Genomic DNA, 19,555 nt, shown 5'->3' with positions numbered 1-19,555 from the left:
CGAGCGCATCGTCGGGCACGTAGATACCCGAGTTCGCTGACGTGATCGAACTCAGCGGCAGATTCGGCACGACGATCAGATTGGCCATTTCGAGCACCGCGCTGTACTCGACGCGACCATGATCGTAGTCCAGACCGGCGGCGAACTGATTGCGCATGCCGAAGAGTGGCGCCTTGAACACCCATTGCAGCGAACCGCCGTAGCTCAACTGGCGGCGGATACCGATATTGTTGATCGCATCGTAACTGGCCGCCGCGCGATTGCCGTACTGGTCGATCACCGGCGAGCCATCGTTGTTGCACAGGGTCTCAGCGTCGTCGTCGCATTGATTGAAATCGCTCGCGTCGCCGTTGTAGGAGCGCGTATTGACCTGGCGCTTGAACACCGTCGCGGACAGCGACGAGGCGTCGTTGAATTTGTAGCTGCCCTGCGCGTTGATCAGGCTGTAGAAATTCTCGGTGCGGTCGGGTGCGGTGAACACGCTTTGCGGACGAATCAGCAATGCCTGGATCGGCGAGGCGCCATTGCCGTTCAACTTGGTTTCAGCATGCGCCAGGTGCAGATCGAAAGTTGCATTGCTGCCGCGCCAGCTCAGCGTGGCGAGAAAATTCGTCGCGTTGGAATTGGAGTAGTCGCGCCAGCCGGTTTCCTCGAAATGATTCGCCATCAGGTAATAACCCCAGGTGCCGTTGTTCGCGCCGCCCTGCAGCGTCGATTCGCTGCGCCCGAACGAGCCGCCGGAAACCTCGGCGTGCATGCCCGGATCGGTGAACCCGTTCTTGCTGCGGATTTCGATCGCGCCGCCAAGCGTGTTGAGCCCGTAAATCGGATTCGCACCGGAGATCATCGACAGGCTCGAAATCAATTCCTCGGGAATCAGATCCCAGTTCACGCTGTCGCCGAACACCTCGTTGACGCGCACACCGTCCAGATAGACCGAAATGCCTTCCGAGCCGCCGAGCAGCGGCGATGCGGTGAATCCGCGAAATTGCAGGTTCGGCTGCAGCGGATTGTTGGCCGCGGCATTGATCGACACGCCTGTCATGTTGCGGTTCATGTAGTCGGCCACGGACAGCGTCTGCGCGCGATCCAGATCGCCGCTGGTGGTCGATTGCACGTTGTACGGAATCAACGTTTCCGGCAATTCCGCGCCTTGCTGCGGCGTAATGGCAAACACCTTGACCGTGCTCAGCTCGATGGTGTTTTGATCAGCATCGCCCGACGCGCTCGTATCCGCATCCGCCGCCGTGCAGACGCTCGCGCCTGCCAGCAACATCGCGCCCAGCGCAGGCACCAGCGAACGGCGCACGCGCAGGGTGACAGCGGCAGACTTCATTGCGTTGGAGCCTCAGCGGAGTGGTGATGGTGCTGAGGGATAGCAGACCGACGCATCGATGCAAATAGGAAAATTTCCCGACCGCACGCGACGCGCGGTCATGCGCCGGCAGTCGACACAAACTGCGCCATTGCCGACACAGGTTGCGAATGCTTTCTGCGTCGATTCAACCCAGCAGGTTGTGGCGCATGGCCAGGCGCATCAGCTCCACATCACTGCCGACATTGAGCTTCTGCTTGATCAGGGTGTGATAGTTCGCCACGGTTTTCGCGCTGAGGTTCAACGTGCCGGCAATTTCATTGGCCGTTTGCCCGGCGACGATTTGCTGGAAAATCTCGAATTCGCGCGCGGTGAGCTGCTTGAGCGGATCGTCCTCGCCGGCAAGCTTGAACTGCGCGAGTGCCTGCGCGATATCCGGACTGAGAAATATCTTCCCCGCGGCAACTTCGAGCACCGCATGCGCGAGCACGTCCGGCGCGTTGCTCTTGCTCACATAACCGCGCGCACCCAGGCGCATCGCGCGATCGGCGAGCGCTGCATCCTCGTGCATGCTGAACACGATCACCTTGGCCGCCGCTTCGCGCGCGAGCAGCCGGCGCAGGATTTCCAGCCCGCCGGTGTCCGGCATCGACAGGTCGAGCACGGTCACATCGGGCGCGTGCTCGACGAAGCGGCGATAGGCCCCCTCGCCCGTATCCGCCTCGGCAACGATCTCGATCGTCGGATAACGTTCGAGCAGGCGGCGAAATCCCGAGCGCACGATCGCGTGATCGTCGACCAGCATCACGCGCAGACGTGCGCTAGTCATTCTCTTTCTGCCCCATCTGCGCGGAACGGCAGCTTTGCGACGATGCGCGTGCCCGCGCCGGGTCGGCTGTCGATGCGCAGTTCACCGCCGAGCGCCTGCACGCGCTCGCGCATGCCGAGCAGGCCAAAACCCGAGGTTTGCACCCCAGAATCGAAACCAGCGCCATCGTCCGTAAGCGTAACCCTGAGCGCTTGCGCAGTATCCACTTTTCCACTTTGTGTCATAGCGGCCGCGCGCACATCGATGCCAACGTTTTTCGCCCGCGCATGACGGGTGATATTGGTCAGACCTTCCTGGATAAGGCGATAGACCGTTTTGGCAACATCGCCGTCGAGGCCTTCGACCTCGCTGCCGATATGAAACTGACAGGCGGCATCGGCGTTACGCTGGCGAAAGCTGCCAACGAGTTCGGTCAAGGCCGCGCCGAGGCCCAGTTCGCCCAGCGCCGCGGGACGCAAGCGCTGCAGCATGCTGCGCAGCAGGTTCTTGATCTGCGTGGCCGCCTCGACGATCGCAGCCGCACTCTCTCGCGCGGCATCGGGACCAACGTCGTTCCTGTCGGCGACCGCATCGGATCCGGGAGCAGCGCGCTGGATCGCCGCCGCATCGGCGTGGATCGCCGTGATGCACTGGCCAATTTCATCGTGCAACTCGTGCGCGATGCGCGCGCGTTCGTCTTCCTGGGTCTGGATCAGGCGCTGGTTGAGGCGCAGGTTTTCCGCCGTGCTGTGTTCGAGTCTGTCGGCCATGCGATTGAATTCATTGCTCACGCCGGCCAGCTCGGGCAGATCAAACGGCGGCAGACGCATATGCAGATTGCCGCTGCCGAGCTGCTGCAGCGCGTCGCGCACGCGCTCGATCGGACGCATCGCGCGCACGACGGCCCACCAGATCAGCGCATTGGCAAGCACGAAGAACACCAGCAGCAGGCCGAGCAGGCCGCGCGTGACGTTCCAGATTTCGTCCATCTCGTAGGTCGGGTCGGGATGGATGACGATGTCACCGATGCGCACGCCGTCGAACGCAACCGCCTGCGTCGAATCGGGAATCGGCACGAAGGAACGCTGCACCAGCCAGGCGAACCAGCGCGGTGCGCGCAGCTTCTTCGCGCGCGGATCGACGCTGGTTTCCGCCAAGGCACCGGCGTTCGTATAAAAAGATACCTGGACATGATGTACATCGCGCAGTTGCGCCAGCTCGAGCCGCGGCAGGAGATCGTTGTTCTGCCGCCACGCCACTTCGGACACGGCCAGTTGCGCGCCCAGATAGCGCTCGATCAGGTCCGTAGCCGAGTGCATTTCACCGCGGATATCGTTCTGCGCACGGGCGACGATATATACGCCGCCGGCCACGCAGAGCAGCGCCATCAGGACGGTGATCAGCAGCAACAGGCGCTGCTTCAGGCTCAGGCGCCAGCGCCGCATCATCGCCCGAGCCTGCGCTGCAGGGTGCGCGGGCGCATGCACGCAATAGCCGGATCGCGGCGCGATGGCTGCGCCGCCAATGCGATATTTCGGGAAATTCTCCCGCCAGGAGCGCAAGCACTCGATGAAGTGATTGAGGACAGGAAGCCAAGCATGTTAGAACTTTCGCGACTCGCAACGATCCCATACACGTACCCAACAGGATATTCGCATGCCGATGCCCGCAACACACTCCCCCGCCCGCCGGCAAAGTGCCGCAACCGCAGTTCTGGCGCTGCTGGTCGGCATGCCCGCATTCGCCGCCGAGTTCGCCTATGTGCCGAATCAGGCCAGCGGCACGATTTCGGTCATCGACACGGCACGCGACGAGGTCGTGCGCACGCTGCATGGCGAGGGCAAGCTCGGCACGCGCGTGCGCGGCGTGGTCGTGGATCGCGGCGACAAGAACCTGTTCGTCATCGACGCCGAAGGCGGCAAGGTCAATGTGATCGATCCTGCTACGGACAAATTGAAGAAGCAGATCGCGGTCGGCCACGGACCCGAAGGCATCGGCATCTCGCCGTCCGGCGATCAGGTCGCCGCCTGCGTCGAGGACGACAATTGGGTCACCCTCATCGACACCAGATCGCTGGAAGTGGTCAAGCACATTCCGGTCAAGGGCAAGAACCCCGAGCACTGCGTGTTCAGCCCCGACGGCCGCTGGCTGCTCGCGAGCAACGAAAATTCCAACGACGTCGACGTGATTGATCTCAAGGCCGGCGCCTCGCTCGGCACGGTGAAAAGCAGCGGCCATCCGCGCGGCATGGCCTTCCTGCCCGGAACGACCACGGCTTATGTCGCCGCCGAAACGGCGAACGCGGCCGATGTGCTCGATGTGATCGCGCGCAAAATGGTGCACAGCATCCCGACCGCACTGCGTGCCGCCGGCGCCACGGCAAGCCCCGACGGCAAATTTGTATACATCGCCAACGGCGGGGCGGGCAGCGTGTCGGTGATCGACGTCGCGACGAACAAATCGGTCGCGGAAATTCCGGTCGGCAAGCGACCGTGGAACATGGCCGTGACCCACGATGGCAAGAAGCTCTATGTCGCCAACGGGCGCTCGAACAGCGTCAGCGTGATCGACACGGCGACAAGAAAAGTCGTCAAGGAAATTCCGGTCGGCGAATTGCCTTGGGGCGTCGACATCCCGTAATCGCGCCGTTCGCGCCGGCGGTTCCACCCGAATCGGGCGTCGCGGATTGCGCATGCGCGCCATGCTCACGGCAATGGCGCGACGCACGCGCTGCACAGATGGCGCAATCGCCTTCATGCGACTGTAACGGACAGGGCACACTTTCTGTCGCGTCGCAGCATTATTTTTCCGTGCCTTGCTCCGCAAGCATATGATTTACAAACGTATTTACGTACAGAAACAATTCTTCAGCCCTCCCTCTCACATGGCATAGCCATTGCTTTCAATAGCGCCGTGATGCAAGGCGGATGAACTCTCGCTACGTTTGCATTCCATTGTCCGGCCCGGGCTGCGGGTTTGCGCACGCGGCTACGCCACAATACACGTCACGAAGGAGGGTGGTTCATCGGAGTGAACACAAAAGATCATCACGCGTTTTGCATGGCACCCAGGGTAACGACTGTGTGCCCATTGTTCCCCGCAATCGCGGGGCGTAACACAGATCCCTGGTGGGAGGAGACCTAAGATGAGATGGTTCACATTGAAACAGCAATTGAAATTGTCAGTTGCCGTCACCGCGATGATTGCGGTCAGCGGTTTAGCAACAGCCAATTCGGACAGCGAGCAGTTCGCACGTTTCAAGGATGCCAATCAATGGGGCGCGCCCGCGGGTAATCTGAATCAGACCCGCTTCAGCGAGCTCAAAGGCATCAACACCAACAACGTGAAGGATTTGCAGTACGTCTGGTCGCAATCCAGCGGCACGCTGCGCGGCCATGAAGGTCAACCGCTGGTGATCAGCGATGTCGGCGGCAAGCCGATGATGTTCATCGAAAGCGGCTGGCCGAATATCGTGCAGGCGCTCGATGTTTCCGATCCGGATCACCCGGTGCAGGTGTGGAACTACACCAAGACCAGCGGTCGCGACGAATCCGCCGTACCGCGCGCCTGCTGCGACACGGTGAATCGCGGCATGTCGTATGCCGAAGGCAAACTCGTGTTCGGCACACTCGACGGCTACGTCATCGCGCTCGATGCGGCGACCGGCAAGGAAGTGTGGGTGGTCAAGCACGCGCATCCGGACAAGGGCGAGACGATTACGCCCGCGCCGATCATCGCCAACGACAAGGTGTTCATCGGCTTCGGCGGCGACGAATTCGCCGCGCGCGGTCGTGTCACCGCCTATGCATTGGCCGATGGCAAAAAAGTGTGGGAGTTCTACAGCAACGGTACCGACAAGGACATCGGCATGACCGCGGCAACCAACAAGGCGCATCCCGAGTACGGCACTGCCGGCAAGGAACTGGGCACCAAGACCTATCCCGGTGACGAGTGGCAACGTGGCGGCGGCGCGGCTTGGGGCTGGTATGCCTACGATCCGGAACTGCACAACATCTACTATGGAACCGGCAACCCCGGCCTGTGGAGCCCATCCTTCCGCTGCGGTGCCAAGCCGCAGTCGCAGGCAGCCTGCAACGACGGCTCGTGGGACAACAAGTGGTCGATGTCGATCTTCGCACGCAATGTCGATACCGGCGAAGTCCAGTGGGTCTACCAGAAAACGCCGTTCGACCAATGGGACTATGACGGCATCAACGAAGTCATCCTCGTGGATATTCCGATCGACGGCAAGACGCGCAAGTCGCTCGTCGAATTCGACCGCAACGGCTTTGCCTATGTGCTCGATCGCGTCGATGGCACGCTGCTGCGCGCGCATAAGTACGTGACCACGAACTGGGCCGAAAAGGTCGACATGAAGACCGGTCGCCCGATCAAGGTCGCCGAGCACTCGCCGCTGGAGCCACAGAAGAATGTCCAGGCCTGCCCGTCCGCGATGGGCGGCAAGGATCAGCAACCCGCTTCGGTCGATCCGAGCGATCCGGCCAACTTCTACGTGCCGACCAACAACTGGTGCATGGAGTTGAATCCGCAGGAACGCTCGCACACCCAGCAGGGCACGGTATACGTGTTCGCCAACGTCTACATGTACCCGGAAAAACAGGGCGTGACCGGCAAGCTGAAGAAGTTCAACGTCGTCACCGGCAAGACCGAGTGGGAAATCCCCGACCCGTATCCGAATTGGGGCGGCACGCTGACCACGGCAGGCGGCCTTGTGTTCTACGGCAGCCTCGGCGGCGACTTCCGCGCGGTCGATCGCAATACCGGCAAGGTGCTGTGGTCGCGCAAACTCGGCTCGGGCATCATCGGCAATCCGATCGCATGGTCCGTCGGCGGCAAGGAATACATCTCGGTATGGTCAGGTATCGGCGGCTGGATCGGCCTGCCGGTCACCGCGGGTCTGGATCTCGGCGACAAGTTCGGCGCGATCGGTGCAACTGCAATGGCCAAGGCTGCGGGCCTGAATCACATCCCGCAAGGCGGCACGTTGTATACCTTCCGCATCGGCGGCTGAGTATCCACTGCTGTACGTAAGTCTCAAGCGCCCGACGCGAATCGCGCCGGGCGCTTTCCGGCAACAAGCCACCGCAACATGCAACCCAGAGGACTCGTGTTTCGCTTTCCTGGTCAACTGCTCTACCCTCGCGGGGCCGGATTTTTGGCGTACGTCGCCCGCTGTACAAGTTACACCCCCGGAGGAAGCAAGATGAATTACCGCATCAACAAGCAACTGCTGGGCATCGCGCTGTTCGCTGCCGCGTTTGCCAGCCCGCCCGCAGCACTCGCAACCGAAGCTGCGCAGCAAACCCTCAAGTCGCTCACGATATGCGCCGACCCCGGCAACATGCCGCTGTCGAACCAGAAGGGCGAAGGGTTTGAAAACAAGATTGCGCAGGTGCTCGGACAGGAACTCGGCATCGGCGTGCACTACTACTGGCGGCCGTCGATCGAGCGCGGCTTGATGCGCACGACGCTCGCCGAAGGCAATTGCGATGTCTGGATGGACATGGCCTCCGATACCGAAGGCGCGATCACCACCGCGCCGCTTTATCGCTCGACCTTCGTCTTCGCCTATCGCAAGGACAAGGGCTACGGCAGCTTCAAGACGCTTAACGATCCGCGTCTGCAGAAACTGCGCATCGGCGTGTTTCAGGTTTCCGCGATCCGTCAGGCGCTTGCCGCACACGGCGTGATGGCGAATACCGTCATTCATTATTTGAGTCACAACGGCGATCTCGTCGAACAGAACCAGCCCTCCTGGCAGGTTCAGCAGGTGATCGACGGCCAGCTCGATATCGCTGCGGCCTGGGGGCCGATGGCCGGCTACTACAAGTCGATGAAACATGCGCCCCTGGTCATCCAGCCGGTCAATTTGATCGACGATACCGTGCCGCTGGAATTCGACATGTCGCTCGCGGTGCCGCGCGGCCGGCCCGAGATCAAGGCTGCTGTCGAACGCGCCCTAGGCGCGCGCAAAGCCGAGATCCACAAAATACTCGACGACTTCGGCGTCCCGCTGGTGCGCTGCGCTGAGTGCATCATTTCCGGCGACCTGCCTTCGCACGGAGAATACAAACCGCAGTTGCCGGCGCAGCAGGTGGCGGACAGCGGCAAGTCGAGCTCGGGCGCAACCCTCGCCCAGCTCAAGGAGTGGCTCGCAAACGGCGCCAATCCCGACGACGAACTGGGCAATGCGATAGTCGCCGCCGATCTGCAACGGGTGAGCTATCTGCTCGATCACGGCGCCAACCCGAACGTGCGCTTCGGCGACGGCTATACAGCACTCGGCAACGCGACGCGCTTCGGCTTCGACGATATCGCAGCCTATCTCGTCGAGCACAAGGCCGACCCGAATCTGGCCGACCTGAGCCATTGGACGCCCTTGATGTACGCAGCGTGGGCCGACGACCCCGCCGAAGTGCGCATGCTGGTCGCGCACGGTGCGAAACATGCGGCGTCCGCGGACCAGGACCTGACGCCGCTCGCCGTCGCCACGGAGAATCACAAGTTCAAGGCAGCCGCCGCGCTGATCGAAAACGGCGCCGACGTGAACCTGCCGATCGGCAAGGGTGGCTACACGCCGCTCATGCTCGCGTCGATGTCCGGCTCGCTGGAGACCGTCGACCTGCTGCTCAAGCGCGGCGCCCAGGTGAATGCGAAAAATCCAGGCGGCGTGACCGCATTGATGATCGTTGCTGCGAACAACCAGTCGAAAATCGGCGCGCGTCTCATCGACGCCGGCGCCGACTTGAACGCACGCAGCGAGGATGGCCGCACTGCGCTGACCATCGCGCAGTCGAACAACAGCGATGCCGTGCTCAAGCTGCTGAAGGAAGCCGCCGGACATGGCAGCGCCAAGTCCGGCTGATGCTGCGTCGCAATGCGTCGCTGTCATCGTCGATTCAGATGCAAGCGGCGATGATGCAGGCAGCGATTCTGCGCACGACTGGAATATAGAAATTTAAATGTATACACGCTGCCGCATGGCGTCGCAAAAGTCTTCATCAAGACCGCAATCGTTATCGCAATGAGGAGGAATTGGATCGTGATCAAGAAAGCTCTGGGTGGAATGGCATTCGCGCTCGCCGTTGCCGCGGCCGGCTACACACTGGACACGGCGATCGCCGCTGATGCTGCCAAGCCGGTCGATTACACGACGATCAAACCCCCCGATCTCGTGGCGAGTACCCCCAAGGGCAAGCTGCAGAACCCGTACAAGGACACCCAAGCCGATGTCGTCGCACAGGGCGAGCACCTGTTCCTCAGCTACGGCTGCAATGGTTGCCACGGCGGCGGTGGCGGCGGTGGCATGTGTCCTCCGCTGACCAACGACACCTGGGTCTACGGCGGCGACGACGACACGATTTTCCGCTTGGTCACGCTTGGCAGCGACGAACTGCAGAAGGCCGGTTATACGCGCAAGGGGCGTGAAAACGTGGTTGGCCCGATGCCGCCGTTTGGCGGCATCGTCAAGAGTGCCGACGATCTGTGGAAGATGTTCGCCTTCGTGCGCTCCAAGTACTCGAGCAGCGCCGATCCGCTCTACAAATACGGCGCACCTCCCGACCAACAGTGAGTTGAAACATCGTCTGCAAAAGCGGCGCCATTGATGCCTGGCAGCTGGCCCGCGGCGTTGTACTGTCCCGGAATCGGCACAATTTCCCCGTAATTGTTGCAGTGCAGTTTGCGCCAGCCTTGGATTGGGGCGAGGCTTGCTCCCTCCCTGCATGGACGCCTGCGCACCAGGGGCAAGGCGCAATGCCTTGTCGTGCGGCGATCAGCGCAGGATCCGTTCCCAGCCTTCAGGCGGTCGCATGAGCAACCTCAATATCGCATCGAGCCACGCTTCGCGCATCATCCACGTGGTGCAGAGCGGGCTCAAACCGGCCGGCATCGAACCGCATGTCACGCGTTCCTGGTACCGCTGCGTGAAGGAATACGGCATCGAACCGACCGCTGCGCGCCAGGTCGCCGTGCTCGATCCGCTGTCGGTGAAGGAATTGCAGCAGCGCATGGGCGAACTGCTGCGCGTCGCGCGTGCCGAGATGGAGAGTCTGTACGAGCAGATCGCCGGCTCCGGCTTTGCAGTGATTCTGTCCGACTCGCAGGGCGCGGTGCTCAATACGATTACCGATCCGACCTTGCAGCGCGAATTCCGCCAGGCCGGTTTGTGGCTCGGCGCACTTTGGGACGAACGCCACGAAGGCACCAATGGCATTGGCACCTGTCTGGCCGAGTGCGGACCGGTGACCGTGCATCGCGAAGAGCACTTCCGTGGTTACAACATGAGCCTGTCCTGCTCCGGCGCGCCGATTCTCGATCCGCACGGCGAGCTGATGGCCGTGCTCGACGCCTCGACGGTGAACTCGAACGACAGCCGCCTGATCCAACGACACACGATGGCGCTGGTGAACATGTCGGCGAACTTGATCTCGCGCTGGAATTTCCTGCGCGAATATGCCCACGCCTGGGTGCTGCGTTTCCATAGCCGTCCCGAGTTCGTCGGTCTGCTGCACGAAGCGCTGGTCGCAGTGGATGCGAACGGCATGATCGTCGCGATCAACGAAAGCGCGTTGCTGCAACTGGGTTGTTCCAATCGCAAGGTGCTGATCGGCAAGCCGGTGTCCAATTTCTTCCAGTTCGATTTCGAAACGCTCGAACAGCGCGCGCGCAGTGAGCCGAGTACGATCTGGCCCGTGCGCGATGTCGGACTCGGGCGGCGCTTCTTCGCCCTGGTGCGAGCGCCCTCGAACCAAGGCACACGCTTGCCGGCAGTCAACGCCATATCCATCGCGCAAGCGCGCGCGAGCGACGCCGCCAAACCCGCCGAGCGGGGCCAGAAACACGTCAGCGACGATTCGCAGATGCGCAAGAACCTCGCCTGCGGCCGCCAGTTGTTCGCCAAGCAGGTGCCGATTCTGTTGCAGGGCGCAACTGGTACCGGCAAGGAGGCATTCGCCAAGGCGCTGCATCGTGACGGCCTCTGGTTCGACAAGCCGTTCGTCACAGTCAATTGCGCGGCGATTCCGGAGAGCCTGATCGAAAGCGAGCTGTTCGGCTATGCGCGCGGCGCATTCACCGGCGCGTCCAAGGACGGCCGTCAGGGCAAGATCCTGCAATCCAGCGGCGGCACTTTGTTCCTCGACGAAATCGGCGACATGCCGCTACTCCTGCAAACCCGGCTGTTGCGCGTGATCGAGGAACGCGAAGTCGTTCCGCTCGGCAGCGAGCAGGCGATTCCGGTCGATCTGCACGTGATCAGCGCGACCCACCACGACATCCGCCAGATGATCGCCAACGGCGAATTCCGCGAGGACTTGTACTATCGCCTCAACGGCATTTCCCTGCATCTGCCGCTGCTGCGCGAGCGCAGCGACAAGGCCGAATTGATTCAGACCCTGCTGCACGACGAAGCGCCCGATGCGTCGATCGAGATCGCACGCGACGCATTCCAGCGCCTGCTCGATTACGCTTGGCCTGGCAATGTCCGCCAGTTGCGCAACGTGTTGCGCACGGCCTCGGTGCTTTGCCGCGACGGCGTCATCCGCCTGTCGAATCTGCCACAGGAAATCCTCGATACGGAAATCGCACCGCTGACGCCGAGTGGCGTGGCGCACATCGAACAACCATCAACCGCAGCCGGCGACGTGCCTTCGACCGCTCTGCGCGAGGCCGAGCGCGGAGCACTGCTGCGCGAACTCGAACGCATGCGCTGGAACGTGAGTCGCACCGCCCACGCGCTCAATATCAGCCGCAATACGCTGTATCGGAAGATGCACAAGCACGGCATCGTGCTGTCGCAGTAACTCTCGTTCTTCGCCTGATGCGTCGCGCCGTACATCGGTGCGGCGCGCGTTGTCGTGCGCCGTATTTTCCGCCGCGTCGAATCGCCGCACGAGATTCATGAATTTCGTGAGGTGCACGCGTGCATCCATCGCTAGCATGGGTCAAGGCTGCAGGTGCGGTATCCGGTCGGATGCCGGGCAGCAGCGACATAGCCGGGGAAATGGTGCGTAAAAATACAGGTTTTCCGTACTGCCTGGCCTGCTTGCCGTTCCTGCTGCCCGTCTGTGCCGGTGCGGCAGATCCGGCGGCCGGACAGACCTTGCCGCCGATCGTCGTCACCGCGACGCGCAGCGAGCAATCGTCGTTCGACGTGCCAGGCTCGATCGACGCGGTCGGTGTCGACGCGAGCGATACGCTCGGCATCAACCCTTCCGAATATCTCCAGGGCGTTCCCGGTCTGCTCACACGCGATCGCCAGAACTACGCGCAGGACGAACAGATTTCGATCCGTGGCTTCGGCGCGCGCTCCACGTTCGGCGTGCGCGGCGTGCGTCTGTACACCGATGGCATCCCGGCGACGATGCCCGACGGCCAGGGCCAGGTGTCGAACTTCGGCCTCGGCTCGGCCGACCGCATCGAGGTGCTGCGCGGGCCGTTCTCGGCGCTGTACGGCAACTCCTCGGGCGGAGTCATTCAGATCTTCACCGCCGACGGCAAGGATCCGCCCGAACTGCGTTTCGGTCTCGATGGCGGCAGCTACGGCACATACCGCATCGACGCGAACGCGCGCGGACGCGCAGGTATACTCGGATACAATGTGGATTTGTCGCAATTCTATACCGATGGCTACCGCGGTCACAGTCGCGCCGAGCGCGAAAACGGCAACGCCAAGTTCAACCTCGATCTCGGCGACGGACGCAGGCTCACCCTGATCGCAAATACTGTTGCCTTGCCGAATGCGGACGACCCGCTCGGCCAGACGCGCGCGCAATTCGAAACCGACCCGCGCCTGCCGACGCCGGTCGCGCTGCAGTTCGACACGCGCAAGAGCGTGCATCAACAACAGGGCGGCGCAATCTACGAGCAAAGCCTGAGCGACAGTCAGGGCATCCGCGTCCTCGGCTACTACGGCCAGCGCGATGTGCAGCAATTCCAGTCGATTCCGGTGGCGACCCAGCTGAAGGCGTCTAGCCCCGGCGGTGTGATCGATCTCGACGGCGGCTACGGCGGCACAGACGCACGCTGGACCTATCGCGGCGCGCTGGCCGACAAGCCCTTCGATCTCGCTGCCGGAGTCAGCTACGACCGCCAGGATCAGCACCGGCTCGGCTACAACAATTTCGTCGGCAGCGTGGTCGGTGTGCAGGGCGCGCTGCGCCGCGACGAGCAGGACGACGAATACAACTTCGACGAATACGTGCAGGCAACCTGGAGTTTCGCGGAGCGCTGGCTGCTCAGTGCCGGTGCACGTCACAGCGACGTCAAGTTCTCCGCTGACGACAACTATATCGTGCTTGGCAATCCAGACGACAGCGGCCGGGTCGACTATTCCGCTACGACGCCCGTCGCTGGCCTCATGTATCGCGCCAGCGAACGCTGGCATCTGTACGCGTCTTATGGCAACGGCTTCGAGACGCCGACGTTCAACGAACTCGGCTACCGCCCCGACGGCAGCGCCGGCATCAATTTCGGCCTGGTGCCCGCGCGCAGCCGCAACGGCGAGATCGGTTCGAAGCTGTTGATCGGCGACGGCGGCGAATTCAACGTCGCCTTGTTCCAGGCCAACACGCGTCACGAGCTTGCGGTCGACAATTCGAGCGGTGGACGCACGACCTATCAGAACGTCGATCGTGCGCAGCGGCGCGGCGCCGAAATGAAATTCGATTATCCGATCGCGCAACATTGGCGCGCGCAGCTCGCATACACATTTTTGGACGCGAGATTTCTCTCTTCATTTCTCACCTGCCCGGCCGCGTCGGCCTGCACGGCGCCGAATACGCGGGTCGCGGCGGGCGCGCGCATTCCGGGCGTGCCGCGCTCGGATTTCTACGCCGCGCTGCGCTACGGCGAAAAGCTCGGCTGGAACGCTGCCGTCGAAGCGACTGCGGCAAGCAATGTGGCGACCAACGACCTCAATACGCAATACGCACCTGGCTATGGCGTGATCAATCTGAGCGGCGGCTACGCGTTCAAGCTGCATGATGCGAAAATTTCCACATTTCTGCGTTTGAACAATGTCTTCGACAAGAGCTACATCGGCTCGGTCATCGTCAACGATAGCAACGGCCGCTATTACGAACCCGCACCGGGGCGCACGATTTTCGGCGGCGTGCAGATCGCCTTGAAGTAAGTGATAGCGGTTTGCGAACACAAAAAAAGGCCGGCAAAGAAAGGCCGGCCTTGTGAAGTCGCCAACCCTGGGGGAGATCGGGTCGGCTTACGGGATTTTTTTAGGTCTATTACGCAGCCTCAGGATTTCAACACGCCCGAAAGTTTCGCGGCGTGGGTCGCCAGAGCATCCATCAGCGGCGGATTGAGGCAGTCGTAGGGTTCGAGTCCGATTTCCTTGAGCCGGCTGCGCACCGCGCCCATATTCGCCGGATCGGCGCCCGCCTCGATGATCGAGGAGACGAACGCGGCAAAGCCCGGTGCCGCCCAGCCCGACTGCGACGACAGCTCGGTGTGGACGAAGTCGAGTCCGTAGAAAGCATGCTTGGTGTTCTCGATGCGGCCGTACAGATGCACGCCACAACCCTTGCACGCATGGCGCTGGATAGTCTTGGACGGATCAACGACGGCGAGCTTGTCGCCGTTTTCAACGACGGTTACCTTGTCCTTCGACACAACCGCGACCTGCGAAAACAGGATCCCTTTGGGCCGCCAGCACTGGGTGCAGCCGCAGATATGGTTATGCGCGGTCTGCGCATCGATCTTGACCTTGACCGGTCTGTCGCTGCAATGGCAAACCAAGGTGCCGCCCGCGAAACCAGCTGCTGCCGGTTTGATGCCGTTATCGACGGCCGGATGAATTGCTACTGTCATGACTTTCCTCCCGATGATTTTTCTAACCGCCGTTCAATACGGCACGACTCGCACTTCGACTCTTACACTCAGTACTTGATGACCGAGCGAACCACCTTGCCCTCGTGCATCAGATCGAACGCATGGTTGATCTGATCCAGCGGCAGGGTTTCTGTTACAAACTCGTCGACCTTCAACTCGCCGGCGAGATAGCGATCGACGTAACCCGGCAATTGCGAGCGACCCTTGACGCCGCCGAACGCCGAACCACGCCAGACGCGTCCGGTAACCAGCTGGAACGGGCGCGTGGAAATCTCCTGGCCCGCACCGGCGACGCCGATGATGATGGACTCGCCCCAGCCCTTATGACAGCACTCAAGCGCCGAGCGCATCACATTGACATTGCCGATGCATTCGAACGAAAAATCCACGCCACCGTTGGTCAGATCGACGATCACCTGCTGGATCGGTTTGTCGTAGTCCTTGGGATTGACGAAATCGGTCGCACCCATCGCCTTGGCCATTTCCCACTTCGACGGATTCAAGTCCACCGCGAGGATGCGCGCAGCTTTCGCCATCACCGCTCCCTGCACTACCGCAAGACCGATGCCGCCGAGGCCGAACACCGCCACGGTCGCACCCGGCCAGACCTTCGCCGTGTTGAGCACAGCGCCAATACCCGTGGTGATGCCGCAACCGAGCAGACAGACCTTGTCGAGCGGCGCCTTCGGATTGATCTTCGCCAGCGAAATTTCCGGCAACACGGTGTGCTCGGAAAACGTACTGGTGCCCATGTAGTGCAGCACCGGCTTGCCCTTGAACGAAAAACGCGAGGTGCCGTCCGGCATCAGACCTTTGCCCTGCGTTATGCGAATTTTCTGGCACAGGTTGGTGCGACCGGACTTGCAGTATTCGCACTCGCCGCATTCGGGTGTGTACAACGGAATCACATGATCGCCGGGCTTGACCGAGGTCACGCCGGAGCCGATTTCTTCGACGATGCCGCCGCCTTCATGACCGAGGATGACCGGAAAGAGTCCCTCCGGATCGGCGCCCGACAGCGTGAACGCATCGGTGTGGCATACGCCGGTGGCGACGATGCGCACCAGCACTTCGCCGGCCTTGGGTCCGGCCAGGTCGACTTCCTCAATGCTCAACGGTTTACCGGCTTCCCAGGCGACTGCAGCTCTGGTTTTCATAGTCGTCGTGCTCCTATCCAACGTTGGCTTGATGGTTGCGCGGCATACCTGTTCCCATAGCTTGCAAGCAGTATGCATGCCAGTGCAGTCGACGCGATCTATATGCATCTATATCAATGACTTGTGTGCTCCCGACGCCGTCGCGCCCAGGCCGCGCAAGAGCGTTGTGCCTGTTCCGCAACACTTGCTGCGACAAAAGCGAAGCAGGACGTGCACGCGTTCTCATAGCCGCAACGCCGCCGCGTGGTGGCGCAGATGATCTTCCATGAACGTGCTGATGAAATAGTAACTGTGATCGTAGCCGGGCTGCAGGCGCAGGCTCAGCGGCTGGCCGACCTTCTTGCACGCATCGGCGAAGATATCCGGACGCAAGGTGTCGTTGAGAAACTGATCGGCATCGCCCTGGTCGATCAGGATAGTGCCCGGGAAACGCTGGCGCTGGACCAGCTCGGTCGCGTCGTACTGCTTCCAGGTTTCGCGGTCGTTGCCGAGGAAGCGCGGAAACGCGGTCTCACCCCAGCGCACCTGCATCGGCGCTGCGATTGGCGCAAACGCCGATACCGAGCGATAACGGTCGCTGTGCTTGAGTGCGATCGTCAATGCACCGTGACCACCCATCGAGTGGCCGAAGATGCTCTGCCGCCGCGCATCAATCGGGAAGTGTTCGGCGATCAGCGCCGGCAATTCGGCGCTGCAATAAGTATACATATTGAAGAATTTCGACCATGGCGCTTCGGTGGCATCGAGATAGAAGCCGGCGCCGGCGCCGAACTGCCAATCGTCCGCCTCACCCGGAATGCCGGTGTTGCGCGGGCTGGTGTCCGGCGCAACCACAATCAATCCCAGATCGGACGCGATGCGCTGCGCGCCACCCTTGATCGTGAAATTTTCCTCGGTGCAGGTCAGGCCCGAAAGGTAGTAGACGACGGGTGTCTTGCCGAGCTTCGCCTGCGGCGGCTGGTAAACCGAAAAACGCATCGGCCCATTGCAGGCCGTCGACGCGTGCCGATAGAAACCCTGCACGCCACCGAAACTGCACTGTTCGGAAATTTTCTCGATCGTCGCCATCGCCGGTTCCCTGCAATCCGTACAGGTCTCGCCGCGCGACCACAGTCGTCACGACGATTCCTTGCTGGATTGTAGGTCAGCCGGCGTTACGCGAAAGCGCTTTTCTGCGCGCCGAAGGCTTTCCGCACAGACTGTCACGGAACCGGGACAGTGAGCGGAATCCGCTCATGGCGACGTCCATTTCTTCAGCCACGCATTGACCGTGTCATGCCACAACACGCTGTTCTGCGGCTTGAGCACCCAGTGGTTTTCGTCGGGAAAGGTCAGGAACTCGCTCGGAATCCCGCGGCGCTGCAGCGCGGTGAACGCGGCGATGCCCTGCTCAACCGGAATGCGGAAGTCCTTCTCGCTGTGCACGACCAGCATTGGCACGGTCCATTTCGCGACGTAGTTCACCGGATTGAATTTTTCGTACGCTTCAGGCTTTTCCCACTGCGTGCCGTGATGCTCCCATTCGTCGAACCACAGCTCTTCGGTCGAGTAGGCCATCATGCGCGAGTCGAACACGCCGTCGTGATCGACCAGGCATTTCCACGGCTGCGGCCAGTTGCCCGCGATCCAGTAGATCATGTAGCCGCCATAGCTCGCACCGAGTGCGCAGGCGCGGTTGCCGTCGAGAAAATCGTACTTCTGCAGCGCCGCGGCCCAGCCCTTTTGCAGATCATCGAGCGGCGCGCCGCCCCAGTCGCCGGAAATCGCGTCGGTGAATTTCTGCCCATAGCCGGTGGAGCCGTGGAAATTGACGGTCACCACGGCGAAGCCCTGGCCCGCGTAGGTCTGCGGGTTCCAGCGGTAATGAAATTCGTTAGTCCACGCACCTTGCGGACCGCCATGAATGATGAAGGCGACCGGATACTTCTTGCCCTTCTCGAAATTCGCCGGCTTGACGACGTAACCCTGCACCGTCTCGTCTCCGGCGCCCTTGAAGGTGTAGAACTCGTAGTCGCCCATCGCCACGCCGGCAAGACGCGTGGTGTTCAAATGGGTGAGCGGCGCCAGAGCGGCGTCCTTCGCGTTCAGGCGGAACAGATCCGCCGGCGTCTTCAGCGTGCTGCGCGCGATCACAATGGAATTGCCGGCCACGCTGAAACCCTCGACTTGTCCTGCGCCACTCAATTTCGTCGCCTTGCCGGTCTTGGTGTCGACCGCGAACAGTGGGTGATCGCCGTTGTCGTCCACCGTCGTATACAGGGTCTTGCCGTCCTTCGACAATTGCAGGCCGCCGGGCGAGCGATCCCATTGCGGATCGATTTCGTGCGTCTGCCCCGAGGCAAGGTCGAGCGCCATGATGCCGAATCGGTCGGCCTCGAAGGTCGGGCGTTTCATCGCCAGGTAATACAGAGTCTTGCCGTCTGCGCCAGGCAGCGGATATGCGTCCCAAGCCGCATTCGCCGCGGTCAGATTCTTCGGCGCCGACGAACCATCGGCCGGCACGGAATAGATATCGAAGTTGGTCGACCAGGGCTCGCTGCGACCGGCGATGCGCACGTCGAAGTAAACCGTACGGCCATTCGGCGAAAACGCGAACTCGCTGTCGTCGCCAAATGGCTTGGACGGCACATCGCCGTCGATGCCCTGCGACAACAGTTTCGGCACACCAGCGATTTTTCCATCGGTGCCAATTGCTGCAATGTATAATTGTGAACGACGGCCGTCGGCCCAGGTATCCCAGTGGCGGATGAACAGCTTGTCGAACAGCTTGCCCGTGGCCTTGTTCGCCGCCGTGTCGTCGAGATGTTTTTTCGTGCAGGCGAAGGCATCCGCTTCTTTCGCGCACTCGGCAAATGTGTCGATCGACAGCAAAACCTGCCTGCCATCCGGCGACAGTTTGTAGTTGTTGACGTCGAGCGAAAGCCCGGTTACCTGCACGGCGGCATTCTTGCCGTCCGCCTTGCGGCTCCACACCTGCATCGCGTCACCACCCTTGGCCTGGAAATAGACCGTGGCGCCATCCGGCGACCAGCGTGGACTCGTGGCGTTCACGCCATCGTCGGTGAGCCGCAGCGGCTTGGCGTTGCGCTCCTTCAGATCGAGCACCCAGATGCTGTTCTTGCCCTTGTTCGCGGCGTAGTCCGTCTCGCGCAACTGGTAGGCGACGCGGGTGGCGTCCGCCGAAAGCTGCGGGTCGCTGACGCGGTCGAGCATGACCAGGTCGTGCACGTCGAACGCATGCGGCGCGGCCGCGGCACTGGCACACCACAGCACCGCACTCACGGCAAGAAACGTCTTCATTGGCTTTCCCTTGGACACGAAAACGGCAATGTTACGCGTAGCGGGATCGCGGCGGAAGCAGGTCACGTATCGCGGCGGACCGAAGATCGGCTTTCTCGCGAATCAGCG

13 protein-coding genes are annotated in these 19,555 nt (G+C 61.8%); 6 read left to right on the top strand and 7 right to left on the bottom strand.

Features of this window, described 5'->3' with window-relative positions; genetic code table 11:
* The 3 genes from VIE67_RS14110 to VIE67_RS14100 all read right to left on the bottom strand — a co-directional run.
* Positions 1-1,336 (bottom strand): TonB-dependent receptor (locus VIE67_RS14110; RefSeq protein WP_332027086.1); only part of this gene is annotated, 1,336 nt, incomplete at its 3' end.
* Between the two features lie 166 nt (positions 1,337-1,502).
* Positions 1,503-2,144 carry a response regulator gene (locus tag VIE67_RS14105; RefSeq protein ID WP_332027085.1) on the bottom strand — a complete coding sequence of 214 codons (642 nt, stop codon included), beginning with the start codon at positions 2,142-2,144 and terminating at the stop codon, positions 1,503-1,505.
* Positions 2,141-3,571, bottom strand: a complete 1,431-nt coding sequence (locus VIE67_RS14100; RefSeq protein ID WP_332027084.1) for an ATP-binding protein — start codon at positions 3,569-3,571, stop codon at positions 2,141-2,143. Before VIE67_RS14100 ends, VIE67_RS14105 begins: the two co-directional genes overlap by 4 nt.
* Positions 3,572-3,779: 208 nt before the next feature.
* Between VIE67_RS14100 and VIE67_RS14095 the strand changes: the two genes are divergently transcribed.
* The 6 genes from VIE67_RS14095 to VIE67_RS14070 all read left to right on the top strand — a co-directional run bounded on the left by VIE67_RS14095 (position 3,780) and on the right by VIE67_RS14070 (position 14,277).
* The gene (locus tag VIE67_RS14095) at positions 3,780-4,763 is read left to right on the top strand and encodes a beta-propeller fold lactonase family protein (RefSeq protein ID WP_332027083.1); all 984 of its coding nucleotides are present in this window, start codon (positions 3,780-3,782) and stop codon (positions 4,761-4,763) included.
* A gap of 505 nt (positions 4,764-5,268) precedes the next feature.
* Positions 5,269-7,155, top strand: coding sequence for a PQQ-dependent dehydrogenase, methanol/ethanol family (locus VIE67_RS14090; RefSeq protein ID WP_332027082.1), 1,887 nt, complete (start codon positions 5,269-5,271; stop codon positions 7,153-7,155).
* Positions 7,156-7,347: 192 nt separating this feature from the next.
* Positions 7,348-9,009 (top strand): quinoprotein dehydrogenase-associated putative ABC transporter substrate-binding protein, encoded by a 1,662-nt coding sequence (locus VIE67_RS14085; RefSeq protein ID WP_332027081.1) that lies wholly within the window; start codon positions 7,348-7,350, stop codon positions 9,007-9,009.
* Positions 9,010-9,186: 177 nt separating this feature from the next.
* Positions 9,187-9,717 carry a c-type cytochrome gene (locus VIE67_RS14080; RefSeq protein WP_332027080.1) on the top strand — a complete coding sequence of 177 codons (531 nt, stop codon included), beginning with the start codon at positions 9,187-9,189 and terminating at the stop codon, positions 9,715-9,717.
* 238 nt (positions 9,718-9,955) lie between these two features.
* Entirely contained in the window at positions 9,956-11,947 is a 1,992-nt protein-coding gene (locus VIE67_RS14075) for a sigma-54-dependent Fis family transcriptional regulator (RefSeq protein ID WP_332027079.1), read from the top strand.
* Between the two features lie 200 nt (positions 11,948-12,147).
* Complete coding sequence (locus VIE67_RS14070; RefSeq protein ID WP_414707376.1) at positions 12,148-14,277, top strand: TonB-dependent receptor family protein; 2,130 nt, start codon at positions 12,148-12,150, stop codon at positions 14,275-14,277.
* A 119-nt stretch (positions 14,278-14,396) separates the two neighbouring features.
* Here VIE67_RS14070 and gfa read toward each other — a convergent pair whose 3' ends face one another.
* From gfa to VIE67_RS14050, 4 genes are all read right to left on the bottom strand, one after another.
* Positions 14,397-14,969, bottom strand: coding sequence for an S-(hydroxymethyl)glutathione synthase (gene gfa, locus VIE67_RS14065; RefSeq protein WP_332027077.1), 573 nt, complete (start codon positions 14,967-14,969; stop codon positions 14,397-14,399).
* A 68-nt stretch (positions 14,970-15,037) separates the two neighbouring features.
* Positions 15,038-16,147 carry an S-(hydroxymethyl)glutathione dehydrogenase/class III alcohol dehydrogenase gene (locus VIE67_RS14060; RefSeq protein ID WP_332027075.1) on the bottom strand — a complete coding sequence of 370 codons (1,110 nt, stop codon included), beginning with the start codon at positions 16,145-16,147 and terminating at the stop codon, positions 15,038-15,040.
* Between the two features lie 222 nt (positions 16,148-16,369).
* Positions 16,370-17,215, bottom strand: coding sequence for an S-formylglutathione hydrolase (gene fghA, locus VIE67_RS14055; protein WP_332027074.1), 846 nt, complete (start codon positions 17,213-17,215; stop codon positions 16,370-16,372).
* Positions 17,216-17,380: 165 nt separating this feature from the next.
* The gene (locus tag VIE67_RS14050; RefSeq protein ID WP_332027073.1) at positions 17,381-19,447 is read right to left on the bottom strand and encodes a S9 family peptidase; all 2,067 of its coding nucleotides are present in this window, start codon (positions 19,445-19,447) and stop codon (positions 17,381-17,383) included.
* Positions 19,448-19,555 lie beyond the last annotated feature (108 nt).

It is taken from the genome of Rudaea sp., from assembly GCF_036560865.1.
Lineage (GTDB): Bacteria > Pseudomonadota > Gammaproteobacteria > Xanthomonadales > Rhodanobacteraceae > Rudaea.
This window is presented reverse-complemented; position numbering and strand designations above follow the sequence as displayed.